Source organism: Pseudoalteromonas sp. Angola-30 (assembly GCF_028599215.1).
Taxonomy (GTDB): Bacteria; Pseudomonadota; Gammaproteobacteria; order Enterobacterales; family Alteromonadaceae; genus Pseudoalteromonas; species Pseudoalteromonas atlantica.
In genome coordinates this window covers 477,446-489,620 of record NZ_JAQREI010000001.1, presented here as the reverse complement: position 1 = coordinate 489,620, position 12,175 = coordinate 477,446, and the positions used below count along the sequence as shown (strand labels likewise).

The 12,175-nt window shown below is 38.8% G+C and carries 9 protein-coding genes; 4 read left to right on the top strand and 5 right to left on the bottom strand.

From position 1 onward, the window contains the following. Nucleotides 1–104: 104 nt before the first annotated feature. On the top strand, nt 105–4,640 hold the full coding sequence (locus PSH54_RS02195; RefSeq protein WP_443197760.1) for an EAL domain-containing protein: 4,536 nt from the start codon (nt 105–107) through the stop codon (nt 4,638–4,640). On the opposite strand, the gene PSH54_RS02190 is transcribed toward PSH54_RS02195, so the two are convergent. Next, nucleotides 4,637–5,533: a cation diffusion facilitator family transporter gene (locus tag PSH54_RS02190; protein ID WP_029774437.1), complete on the bottom strand. Its 897-nt coding sequence runs from the start codon at nt 5,531–5,533 to the stop codon at nt 4,637–4,639. The genes PSH54_RS02195 and PSH54_RS02190 overlap by 4 nt on opposite strands. 198 nt (nt 5,534–5,731) lie before the next feature. On the opposite strand from PSH54_RS02190, the gene PSH54_RS02185 reads away from it, so the two are divergent. Further along, nucleotides 5,732–7,174 carry a sensor domain-containing diguanylate cyclase gene (locus tag PSH54_RS02185; protein WP_273605373.1) on the top strand — a complete coding sequence of 481 codons (1,443 nt, stop codon included), beginning with the start codon at nt 5,732–5,734 and terminating at the stop codon, nt 7,172–7,174. A 9-nt stretch (nt 7,175–7,183) separates the two neighbouring features. Here the strand turns inward: PSH54_RS02185 and PSH54_RS02180 are convergent, their stop codons facing one another. Beyond that, nucleotides 7,184–8,056, bottom strand: a complete 873-nt coding sequence (locus PSH54_RS02180; RefSeq protein WP_273605372.1) for an SMP-30/gluconolactonase/LRE family protein — start codon at nt 8,054–8,056, stop codon at nt 7,184–7,186. A 355-nt stretch (nt 8,057–8,411) separates the two neighbouring features. Here PSH54_RS02180 and PSH54_RS02175 point away from each other — a divergent pair, with 355 nt between their 5' ends. Continuing rightward, complete coding sequence (locus PSH54_RS02175) at nt 8,412–9,248, top strand: patatin-like phospholipase family protein (RefSeq protein WP_273605371.1); 837 nt, start codon at nt 8,412–8,414, stop codon at nt 9,246–9,248. Here PSH54_RS02175 and PSH54_RS02170 read toward each other — a convergent pair. The 3 genes from PSH54_RS02170 to PSH54_RS02160 are packed head-to-tail and all read right to left on the bottom strand — an operon-like array spanning nt 9,245 to nt 11,357. Continuing rightward, nucleotides 9,245–9,481, bottom strand: a complete 237-nt coding sequence (locus PSH54_RS02170; RefSeq protein ID WP_273605370.1) for a hypothetical protein — start codon at nt 9,479–9,481, stop codon at nt 9,245–9,247. The two genes, PSH54_RS02175 and PSH54_RS02170, sit on opposite strands and share 4 nt — an antisense overlap. Next, nucleotides 9,478–11,073 (bottom strand): PepSY-associated TM helix domain-containing protein, encoded by a 1,596-nt coding sequence (locus PSH54_RS02165; protein WP_273605369.1) that lies wholly within the window; start codon nt 11,071–11,073, stop codon nt 9,478–9,480. Before PSH54_RS02165 ends, PSH54_RS02170 begins: the two co-directional genes overlap by 4 nt. Beyond that, nucleotides 11,070–11,357 carry a hypothetical protein gene (locus PSH54_RS02160; RefSeq protein WP_273605368.1) on the bottom strand — a complete coding sequence of 96 codons (288 nt, stop codon included), beginning with the start codon at nt 11,355–11,357 and terminating at the stop codon, nt 11,070–11,072. The genes PSH54_RS02165 and PSH54_RS02160 overlap by 4 nt, the downstream gene beginning before the upstream one ends. 448 nt (nt 11,358–11,805) lie before the next feature. Here PSH54_RS02160 and PSH54_RS02155 point away from each other — a divergent pair, with 448 nt between their 5' ends. After that, the gene (locus PSH54_RS02155; RefSeq protein WP_024032720.1) at nt 11,806–12,027 is read left to right on the top strand and encodes a hypothetical protein; all 222 of its coding nucleotides are present in this window, start codon (nt 11,806–11,808) and stop codon (nt 12,025–12,027) included. The last annotated feature ends 148 nt before the right edge of the window (nt 12,028–12,175 follow it).

Sequence of the window (12,175 nt, the reverse complement as noted above, 5' to 3'; positions counted from 1 at the left end):
GTAAGCGTAGCTTAAATGGTTATAAATAACTAAATTAGTGCTTTAATTTAGTTGTTATAAGTTGTAATCCACATTTTAAAAAATGTGCTATATTTAACTTTTATATGTATATCCCCTGCCCTAGAGCGAGTTTATTAGTGCGATTGAGTATTTTGTTTTTTCTCTTCACCACTGTATGTTTTCTTTGTATTACTAGCGTATCTGCCTCCACAAATTATGCTCAACAACTGCAACGAATATCTACCGATGAAGGTTTATCCCAAAATTACGTAACTAAAATTTTGCAAGATGATTTAGGTTATATTTGGATAGCCACAGCGCAAGGGCTTAATCGATTTGACGGCTATACGGTAACCCCTTTTGATGGCGGATTTACCCTTAACGAAAACTTCATCACTACACTATTTAAAACGCATGCAGGCAATATAATTGTTTCTACTGAGCTTGCCGGTGCCTATTTAGTTAACCCAAAAACGTTAACTACTCGTAATATATTTTCGGGCAATCTTGCAGGTAATACAGCTAGTTTCGCTTCTATTGAAGCGATAGCTCAGCACCAAGATACCTTTTACCTTGCCATTTTAAACAACGTGTATTCACTTAACTCTAAAACAAATTCACTTACTTTAGAGTTTACTATAGGCAATGAAAACAGCGTGGTGCGCGCGTTAAAATATTACAAAAATACGCTATTTATAGGCACACAAACGGGTTTATTTAGCTACGACCTAAAAACAGAGTCATTAACCCCTCTTAATTTACATACTCCCGATAAACAAACAGTCGATAACAGTAATGTTAAATTTTTATCTGTAGACCCCGCGCTAGGATTATTAGTAGGCACCGTTGAGGGCATGTACGCGTTAAGTTTAAATAGCTCAGCAGGAGCAGCTGCAGATAAAAGCACTAAAAGCGTGATTGCTGATTACAATATTTGGGATTACAGCAATACACCCTATGGCGAATTTATTGCCACAGAGCATGGCTTGTTCGAATTTAACCGAGAAAAGGGCACCACTGAGTTAATTCTTAGCTTTGATCAAAGTAAATTTAATATTACCGAAAATACTATTAACGATTTAATGGTCGACTCAAGTGGCGTGTTTTGGCTGGCGTCGCGCACTCAAGGCGTGCTTACTTGGTCAATAAACACACGGCGCTTTAACAAAATCACCCTACCCGAAAACAACTATATAAACAGTATTTACCAAGACGATGATTTATCTATGTGGTACGGCACCGATAATGGCCTTGCTCATGTAAATGCTAAAAACAAAACAACCTACTACCTAACCTCGCAAGACCCTAAAGCGGTTTATGGTGAATACGCTATTTTTGCAATTAATAAAGCACATTTAGATTCCACTTCGCGGTATTTATGGCTAACGGGGTACTACAGTTTAATTTTATTTGACAAAGAAACAGGCACAGCCGTTGCTAAAAAAGATTTAAATAACGCACTGTCTGAAGGTGCGGTTATTTATGGTTTGTCTGAGGTAGCCCCCGACACATTCGCTTTTTATAATGATCACAGTTTTTATGTGTACAATGGCAAAACAGGCTTAACGCGCGAAATTAACGGGTTAAAACAACATGTAAACCCTTTAGAGGCCTATACCTTTCATCGACCTTTTGATGATTACCCAAATGAATTTGTATTAAGTACAACTACCCACTTTTACCGGTTTAACGAACAAACAAACACCCTTACCGCTATTTATAAAACCAGTAAAAAAGACAGCCAAAATTACCACACAGTCGAAAACTGGTTAGCTGACAAAAACAATATTTTATGGTTAGCAACAACCAGCGAAGGCCTAGTGGGTATTGATGCGCAGAGCTTTGAAAAAAAGCACCACTTTAACGTAAGTAACGCCTTAAAAACGCAGTCTATTTATTCACTTATTAGCGATGAGTATGGTTATTTATGGTTTAGCAGTAAAAATGGGTTGTATCGCTTAAATACCGATACGTTAAGGCTGCGAGTTTTTACAGTAAAAGATGGTTTATCGGTTAATTTATTTAGCACTTTAGGGGCAATTACGCTTAAAAATAACACTGTAATGTTTGGCAGCAGTTATGGTGCAATTTCGTTTAACCCCGCTGAGTTTTTACAGCAAAGCACGCAAACAACAACCTCAATAACCGATATTACTTTAATGTCGCGCGATTTAGACTATCAGCCAAATCAGTTTGCCACCTCTGCATTGCAATTAACACATGAAGATATGGGTTTGGAGGTCAGCTTTTCTAACTTTGATTTTCAAAATAGCGCGGAAACACGTTACAAAATTACGCTTCAAGGACCTACTTCGCTAGAGTATGATGATTTAAAAGCAAACAAAATATTTTTTACAAAGCTCCCACCAGGTAATTATCAATTAAAGGCCAGCGCGTATAACTTTAATAGTGCGACCGAGTCAAAGCCAGCGCTGTTAAATTTTAATGTGGCATACGCGCCGTGGAAGTCTCCTTATGCGTATGCGGCTTATATTTTAATTATTATAACTGTGCTGTGTTTACTGTTTTGGCAATACAGAAGCAGACAGCTAGCCATAGCTAATGCGCAAAAAGCGACAATACACTCGCAAAAACAAACCGAGCTTGCGCTCAGTAACAATAAAAGTGGCATTTGGGATTACCATTACAGCGACGATTCGGTAAATACAAACCGGGGGAGTGAGCTTGGGTATACTAATTTGCCAAACCGTATTCCATTAAAACATTATTTAGCTTTAATTCACCCTGAAGACAAACCGCGGGTTATTTCGCACTGGTTAAATTTTACCAAACAAAAAAAGCATGAGCATTGGCAAGCAACTTACCGGTTAAAGCATAAGCTTGGCCATTGGTTGTGGTATCAAGATTTAGGGCAAATTATTTATGACGAACACACAAATAAACCGGTATCTGTATCTGGCATATATACCAACATAACAGAGCAACGTGCCAATGAGCAGCAAGCCAACATTTTAGGTGAGGCGTTTGGGCAAATAAACGACTGGCTGCTTATTTTAGATAATAATTTGGTGCCGGTTTCTGCAAATAACAGTTTTATAAGAACCTTTTCGCAAACTCATAAACATCCGCTTAGCTTAAAAGTGTTTATTAACGCGATAGGTAAAGTGCAATGTAAAAGCTATGCCAACACATTAAAAAGCTTAACAGCAAAACAAAATTGGCGAACTGATGCCGTTATTAAAACTGCAACTAACCCGCACCACCCCATACATATAAGTGCCACTGCAATCGCTAAAGATACACATAGCATAAGTTACTATGTGATTGTTATTTCGGATTTAACAGAGCAAAAAAAGGCAGAAGATGAGCTGCGTTATTTAGCCAACTTCGATCCCCTAACACAATTGCCTAACCGCAGTTTAATGCATCAAAAAATTGGTAAATCGATTAAAAAAGCTCACCAACAGCTCACTCAAAGCGCTTTACTATTTATAGATTTAGACAAATTTAAACCGGTAAACGATACATTTGGCCACGCAGTGGGAGATCAACTGCTGTGTAATATTACCCAAAGAGTAAGCGCTATGTTGCCAAGTAATGCCACGCTTGGCCGCCAAAGCGGTGACGAATTTTTAGTGCTTATTGATAACGTAGAAGACATAGCCGCACTTAATAACATAGTCAAAAGTATTAGCTCAGAACTTGCCAATAAGGTCATTATCGAAGATTTTTCTATTAATATATCAGCCAGTATTGGCGTGGCTTTATACCCATTTGATGCCAGCTCGACCGATTTACTGATCAGAAACGCCGATGTAGCCATGATGCATGCAAAGCAAGCTGGCCGAAACGGGTTTAAGTTTTTTAACGACTCGATGAACGAGCAAATAAAACAAAAGCTCATCCTCGAAAACGATTTAAAAGACGCCGCGAAAGATAATCTATTATTTAATCACTACCAACCCATAATAGACACGCACGCACAAACAATAAATGGGGTTGAATTACTTATGCGCTGGGAAAATAACGGCCAATTTGTCTCGCCGGCTTTATTTATCCCTATTGCTGAAGAAACAGGCCTGATAGAAGCATTAACTGAGCAAGCTTTAGAGCGCGCGCTAACTGAGCTAGCCCCTACATTGGCCAGCAACCCATTGTTTTATATTTCACTTAACTTGTCGCCAAAGCACATCTTAAGGACGAATATAGCAACCAAGCTGACCAATATATTAAAACAGCATCAAATGAGCCCAGTGCAACTGCGCCTAGAAATAACAGAAAACATACTGCTAGAAGACAAGCAAAAAGCCGCAAAGCAACTACAAAAGTTAAAGTCGGCTGGTTTTAAGCTGTTACTCGATGATTTTGGCACCGGCTACTCATCTCTTACTTATTTGAGCCAGTTCCCTATTGATGTCATTAAAATTGATCAAAGCTTTGTTAACAGCATTGGGATTGATAAAAGTGATGAGTCGATCATCAAAACCATTTACACTTTGGCTCAAAACTTAGAGCTTTATTGCATAGCCGAAGGCGTTGAAACTAAGCAACAAAAAGCCTTTTTAGAAGGGTTAGGTTGTCATGTTTTACAAGGTTATTATTTTGCAAAACCAATGCGTGCAGAGCAATTACAAAACCCCGAAACACATGAGCATATTCACACTTTAATAAAAAGTTAGCTATGAATATGCTGGCATTCGTGGCTTTCTATTTGCAGTACGCTGCTTTTAACATTAAAACGCGCAGCGAGGAGTTTTTCTATTTTTAAGCGGCAGGCTTCATCGTGCTTTTCAATTGTACAATGCTCTTTTAACACCACGTGAGCGCCGACAATAATATCGCTGTCTTTGCGCGACACCGTCACATTATGTACGTTATGCACATGCTCTAAATCGGTAATTGACTGCTCAATATCCTTCACTTTAGGCAACTTCGCGTTATTAAAGAACAGCCCTTTAATACAGCTCGTGATCACTTTACCGCCGGTAAATAACACAAACGAGGCAATTAGCATGCTCGATAAAATATCAATAATGCTCCAGCCCGTAAAATAAATAAGTACGCCAGCTATAAACGTAGAAATGGTCGATATAATGTCAAAAAACGAATGTAAAAATACAGCGTACACATTAATGCTTGCTTTGCGGCCTTTATAAAGTACCCACGCTGCAGCACCATGAAATAAAAACCCCACAGAGGCAATACTCGACATTAAAAAGCTGTTTATTGCTAAATCATGACCATCGTTATGATGGGAAATTCTCTCTACACCTTCATATAAAATAACGGAGCTTATCGCCAAATACAGTAAACCATTAATTAAACCACCAATGAGCTCAGCGCGTTGATAGCCATCGTTATAGGTTTTAGCAAAATGAATTGCTAAGCTTGAGGCAATAAGGGCAATAAATAGCGAGCTATTATGCACAAATAAGTGCCCTGCATCGGCAAGTACAGCAAGCGAATTAGCGTAATAAGCGCCAATTACCTGAATTACCATAAATGAACATGTTATCGCTAAAGCGATAAGTAACCGACGACGAGACGCCTGGTGTGTAGTGATTTCTGTCATGAAATGCTTGAAAAACCTATACTTAAAATGCAAATAAGCCGTCAGGTGGCTTAGAGTAGAAAAGGGTAATGATATACAGTAGCAATTGTAATACGAAGCCCTCTTAAACGCACTAAAAACTTAGCAAAATAGCTAAAGTTGTACTAAATAACATAGTAGGAACAATTAAATTATATGTAAAATCAACTGGAGCAATGAGTGGGCTTAAAACCAATCGAAGATATGTGGAGTACTATAAAGCTTATTCCGTTTGCCGTTGTACTTTATGATGCTAAAACACAAGCCTATAAAGCAAACACTCAAGCGCAGAGTATATTTGATTTACCCTCACAGCCAACTTTAAAAGATGCAGACTTTAAGCACCTCACGCTAAGTAGTCCAGAAAGTAAAAAACAATTTACTGTTTCGCAATTGTTTGAAAAATACTTAGTTATAAATACTAACTGCCACGTATTTTTACAAAAACAAACGCAAGGCCTATTACTAAACGCCAAACTTGCCTCGCTAAATAGTCACTTATACATTGCTACGTTTGAGATAATTGAACACAACGAAGATGCGCAATATAACTTTGATAAAATTATTTCAAAAATTTCTACCGACTTAATAGATATTCAAATTGACGATATTGATACTCATATAGAGTTTGCGCTTAAAGCCATTGGCACTGTATGCCATGCCGATAGAAGCTACTTATTTAAATTTTCTGACGATGGTAAGTCAATGCGTAACACCCATGAGTGGGTTAACCAAGGGATTCAGCCATTTAAAGATCAACTACAGCACATACCAAAAAACTCACTCCCCTACTTTGCTAATTTAATGGGCACCACACACTTATTTAAAGTAAATGATGTTGCCAGCCTCCCAGCAAAAGCGGCTAAAGAAAAACAAGAACTTGAGCGTGAAGGTATTCAATCGGTACTGTGTATTGGCCTTCGCTACGATAAGGAGCTAGTAGGCTTTATTGGTTGTGATTGTGTAAAGCAAAAACGTGAGTGGACAGACTTAGACTTAATTAGGTTAAAACTAGTAGGTGAAATAATCGCTAATGCGTTTAAAAACTTAAACTACAAGCAAGAGCTTCAGCATATTCAACAACAGCTGATTACCGCAAATCAAAAGCTTAACCACCTTGTTAATACCGACAGCCTAACCACAATTGCAAATAGACGTTGTTTTGACAAAGCACTAGAGAGCGAAATTAAACGCTGCGCACGTGCAAAGCAACCGGTTAGCTTAATTATGTGCGATATAGATTTTTTTAAAAATTACAACGACAGCTACGGCCATCAACAAGGCGATGAAGCCTTAGTTAAGGTGGCAGCTGCGCTTAAGTCGCAATGCCGACGCGAAGGCGATTTAGCCGCGCGCTATGGCGGTGAAGAATTTGCCGTCATTTTACCGGCAACTAATGAGCAAGACTGCCAGCAATTTACCCGCTTAATTCAACAAGCAATTAACGCGGCAGGCATAAAACACAATAATTCTACCGTAAGTGAGTACTTAACATTAAGTATCGGTTTTTATTCAGCCACGCCTGATAAAAATAGCACGCCACAGTGCTTTATAAGCAAAGCCGATCAAGCACTCTATACCGCAAAAGAAACAGGCCGTAATAAGGTGTGCCAATTTACATAACTAAATCTATTATAAAGTAACGGGCGGCTCTAGCTGCCCGTTTTTTATACCTGATATTTTAAATACATTACCTTGTAATGACTGGTTAGTTTTTACATTACTGTCATCTGCAGAAGTTACAAATAGCCACTGTGCGTTGTTGCCACCAAACGCAACGCTTGTAGGTTTTGTTGCAGCAAGCGACAGTGTGTTTAAAACCTCCCCATCTGGCGATAAACACATAACGCAGCCCATATCCCATACCGCAAGCCATAAGTTGCCAAGGGCATCAATCACACAGCCATCTGGGTCTACTTGGGTATTTTTAAATTGATAAAAAACTTGGGCGGGTAATATAGGCTCACCGCTATCTGGGTTTACATTTAAAGTAAAAATACAGCTGGCTTTTGAGTCGCAGTAATAAGCACGTGAGCGCGCTTTATCAAAACATAACCCGTTGGGAATGGTTAAACCTTGCACCACGCAATTAAGCGAATTTTGATAAAAACGGTAAATCTTACCTTCGCCTGAGCGGGCGTTTGTATCCATAGTGCTTAGCCAAAAACCACCCCAAGGGTCTGCCCGACCATCATTAGAGCGCCGTGTGGACTGGGTATTTTCTAAAAATGTGAGCGTTTGGCGCACCCCAGAAGCTATATGGTATTTATATATACCCGTACTGGTGCCAATAATAAGATGTGCTTTATCAAGCCACGCTAAAGCCGAAACCGTATCTTGCATTTCAACTTGTGTTAGTGAGTCAGGCTTTGTTAAACACTTACTTAGCAGCAGGTTTTTTTCTATATCTACCCAAAATAGCGTTTCAAGCAAAGGGTGCCAAAGCGGGCTTTCACCTAACTTATTTTGCACGTTACTAAATACGGTCACACTTGAGTCAGTCATAAATAACGATTCTTTAATATTAACAAAGCCTTGTATTAATAAATACTTTATCAGAAATCCCCAACACTTACGATTAAACAAAACACATTAGCAGCTAAACGCTTTTTGCTAAGCCAAACAGTGCACTAATACCAAATAGCTTAATTAAGTGATTTAGTTTTAAATACTAAACCATATTGATTACAGAATAAAAGCTTCGTTATTGGTCTGGTTATATCAAAATTTTTAGCGCCGTTAGCGCCAAGTTTAATCCCTTGAGTGAATTAAGTAATGTGGCAAATGGGTATAATTATTTCAGCATTTTATCGCGCTTTACTTGGTTAGTTGGTAATATCATCAAAAGGGAGGTAATAGTATGATTAATAATAACAATAAACATTCTTTAGTGGTTGAGGGAGGTGCAATGCGCGGTATTTTTGCCGCCGGCGTGCTGGATGAGTTTTTAGCGCAGCGCTATCAACCTTTTACTAATTACTTTGGGGTTTCTGCTGGCGCTACCAATATAGCCGCTTATTTATGCCAACAACCTAAACGTAACTACCATGTTATTACCGATTTTTCGTGTCGGCCTGAATTTATTAACTTAGCGCGCTTTATCAAAGGCGGCCACTTATTTGATTTAGATTGGCTGTGGCAAGCAACCATTAAAGAGATCCCCCTCAATACAGAAGCCTTTGCAAAGGCGGCTCACGAATTTTATATCGTCTCTACAGCTATCACCACAGGGCAGCCCCATTACCTTAAAGCAAGTAGTGATGCGATGGTAGAGCAACTTAAGGCATCGTGCGCGATTCCAATTGCGTATCGTAACTACCCTATAATTAATGATATTCCGATGACCGATGGCGGCGTAGCAGACTCTATTCCCGTAATAAAAGCATACGAAATGGGCGCTCAAGAAATAACCGTGGTGCTTTCTCAGCCACTAGGCTATAGAAAAAAGCCAAGTAAATCTCAGTGGTTAACCAAAAAACTTTATAAAAACTACCCTGCTTTAATAAATAGCTCGATTAACAGAGCGCATGTTTATAACAGCAGCATAGATTTTATTAATAACCCGCCTGAAGATTGCAAAATCAATATTATTGCTCCACCGCCTCAATTTAGAGTGGGCCGTACTACAAAAAATGTTAAACGCCTTAACGATGGGTACAAAATGGGAATTGATACAGCCAAAGCCTTTTTAAGCTAAGTGTGTTGTTTCCCTTTAGATAGCGCAACCAGTATGCCCATTACAGTAAACGCTGCAATGGTGCATACAATGCCCGCTAGCACAGCGTAAACATGTATAAAAAACGCTAAGGCAATAGCTATTAAAGCCCAACAATACAGCCACTTATAGGCTACTTTGTAGTGCTTACTTCTCATTAATAATAAAGCGGCCAGTAAACACGCTAGCGCAATAACTATCATAACAGTGTTCATGCTGCTTTTACCTCTGCAAGTGCTATGGCATCAGGTTTTGTTTTTAAGTATCCCCATAAAAACGCCAGCCCAACAATTAAAAAGCTAATATCTGTAAATGCCACTAGGGTACTGTTTGCGTTAATAACATTATTAACGCCTAATACACTATTAAGTGGTAAAACACTTATTAAGAATAAGGCGCAAAGCAACAAAGTTGCTCTAAAGTAGTTTTTATAGTTTTGCCAAAATGCTGCAATTACTAGCCATACTAACCACGCGTAAAAAAATACCGGCCCAAAGTAAGCATTGTGCTCAACACCAGCCACGGCATAGTTTAAAAGTACTTGCACAGGGAATAACACACAACAAGCAAGCACTAAACCACCGCAACTGCCTATAATAAAGCGGTTCCACCTTGCATACGCGTCAGCGCTAAGCGTTGGTGTGCTGCCTCTGGTACGCTTTGCTAACCACATCATCATGCCAGAAAGTGGCATTAAGGCACATGCTAAGCCAAGCATTACCCAAAGTAACTTCACAAATAAGCCAGCAAAATTACCAAAATGGAGTGGGAAGAGTATTTCAATAATTTTAATTGATACCCCTGCTATATCGCCAAAACTACTCATTGAAGTGATGTACTCCCCTTGCCCATTGTAATGCAATAACTGAGAAGCCACGGCTTCGCCTCCTAAAAGGCGTAAATACACTTGTGCGTTAGCATCGTTATGCGCCATTACCGTGGCATCTAAAATAACAGCGTGTGGGTAGCGTTGCTGCGCATCACTTAAAATAGCGGTTATGTTAGTCGGCTGATTTACATGACTAATTATTGGCTCAGGAATGGCTGTAAAAGTTTCTATCAACTTATCTTGGTCGCCTCCAAAGCTAACAAAAGCTGCTGCCGGTAGTAAAATTACGGTTGCGAGCCCTAAAAATGCGCCGCTAAAGCCAATTACAATATTAAAAATACTGCCCCAAATGCCCATTACTTTGTGGCCGTCACTCATGGTTACATCAAAGCCTTTAAGCCACCTAAAGGTGAACAGCTCTTTAATTAATTTACGATGTATAAATAAGCCAGTTACCGTACTTACTAATAATGTTAAACCTAAAAACCCAGTTAAAATAAGCCCTATAGGTCGCCCTAAATGTAAGTCAGCGTGAAACTCACCAATGTAGCTGGCTGCATCTGTTTTTCTATTGGCATAATATTGCTTACTGGGGCCATAGTAGGTATTTACCAACGCTAAGCTTGCTGGGTCAAATTCAAATGCCCGAAGTACTTCTTGCTGGTAATTTTCATCACCATGGTGCGATTCAAATACTAAAGCCAGTAAGTGAAAATTATGCCCTGTTGGCATAAACACATGAATGTTTTCACCAAACTCTTTGGGCACTTGAGCGTGGTATGTATTAACTAATGTGCTTATTTCGCTATTAGGAATATGTTGAGTTTGCTGCAGTGATTGGTTGGCCCAAATTTTTAGCTCAGGCCTTGCAAGTACTGCTAACGCGCCGGTAAATGCCACAACAAACAATAAAACGGCGGTTACTACGCCCACCCAACTATGTAATAAAAATAGCTTTTTTAAAGTAATTGATTTCATCCTTGCCCCTGCATTAATGCAAAATAACTTAAAATTCCATGCACTAAACACAAAGTGATCATGAGTAAAAATGGCTGCCATGCTTTTTCGCTAATGTAGGCATATATAAAAAGCCCAACCCAAATAATTGGAAACAGTAAAATAGGCAGTAAAATTTGTTCACTCATTTGTAAGGGAAAATAGGTAGTCATCCCGGTGATCATCACCGTAGCGGTTACCAATGCCAATACGCACGCCATTAAATGGCGACGCTTTGTAGCGCTAAAGGTTTTTTTATTATTCATTTTTAGCTCATTTAATAAATAGCAGGCGCTCACATCTGCACATGCAAATAACAACTATTTGCATTATATTGCGCATTTGTAAATTTATGCAACATATTATCGTTACTTAATAAGCTAACAAGCTCCTTTTTATTCGCACAATCAATGCCTGTTTATTTATAAAATTACATTTTTTGAGCATACTTGGTATTTAGGTAGGAAAATATGATGAGCTAAAAATGTTTTTAAATAATCCCAAAAACAACTGCGTTATCATACTGATCAGTGCTTAACTGCTTAGCCCATTAAAATAACGACTAAACAGGCAAATTTTTAACTTTAACAGTCAACAAACTCTATAATTATTGTTATTTTGTTAAGGCATATGCAAAAAGCTAATTGTCCCTAGGCAGGCTCTTTTAGCAGCTGTTAAACAAATCACTATACATTGATAAAATGAGAGAAATTTATGAGCGATAAAATCAATCCAGACGCGTTACACGCACTAAAAATTGCATTTACTTACATGCCGCAAGCAATTGAAGTAACAAAGTACGAATATGGCGAGCGCTATCAAACGGTGCTTGATCATATTGAAGCCGTGCGCGAAGTGTTACTTATAAACGATGTAGACCCAGAAGAAGTAGGCGGCGACATAAACCCAGAATACACGCCTAATTCTACCTATTAATGGGAAAAGTTTGCTAATTGAGCAAAACAATTAAGTTCGCGTGTTGATAGCCTAACACCCATTACTCAATATATTGCTCAATGGTTTACGCCTGTTGGTATAAACTGTTAAAAACATATAAATAAATGTGCCTATCTGCCGATACGCA

Excerpts from the sequence above, each read along its gene's own strand:
- PSH54_RS02190 (WP_029774437.1), bottom strand. The coding sequence starts at position 5,533 with ATGACAGAAATCACTACACACCAGGCGTCTCGTCGTCGGTTACTTATC.
- PSH54_RS02160 (WP_273605368.1), bottom strand. The coding sequence starts at position 11,357 with ATGAATAATAAAAAAACCTTTAGCGCTACAAAGCGTCGCCATTTAATG.
- PSH54_RS02165 (WP_273605369.1), bottom strand. The coding sequence starts at position 11,073 with ATGAAATCAATTACTTTAAAAAAGCTATTTTTATTACATAGTTGGGTG.
- PSH54_RS02170 (WP_273605370.1), bottom strand. The coding sequence starts at position 9,481 with ATGAACACTGTTATGATAGTTATTGCGCTAGCGTGTTTACTGGCCGCT.
- PSH54_RS02175 (WP_273605371.1), top strand. The coding sequence starts at position 8,412 with ATGATTAATAATAACAATAAACATTCTTTAGTGGTTGAGGGAGGTGCA.
- PSH54_RS02180 (WP_273605372.1), bottom strand. The coding sequence starts at position 8,056 with ATGACTGACTCAAGTGTGACCGTATTTAGTAACGTGCAAAATAAGTTA.
- PSH54_RS02155 (WP_024032720.1), top strand. The coding sequence starts at position 11,806 with ATGAGCGATAAAATCAATCCAGACGCGTTACACGCACTAAAAATTGCA.
- PSH54_RS02195 (WP_443197760.1), top strand. The coding sequence starts at position 105 with ATGTATATCCCCTGCCCTAGAGCGAGTTTATTAGTGCGATTGAGTATT.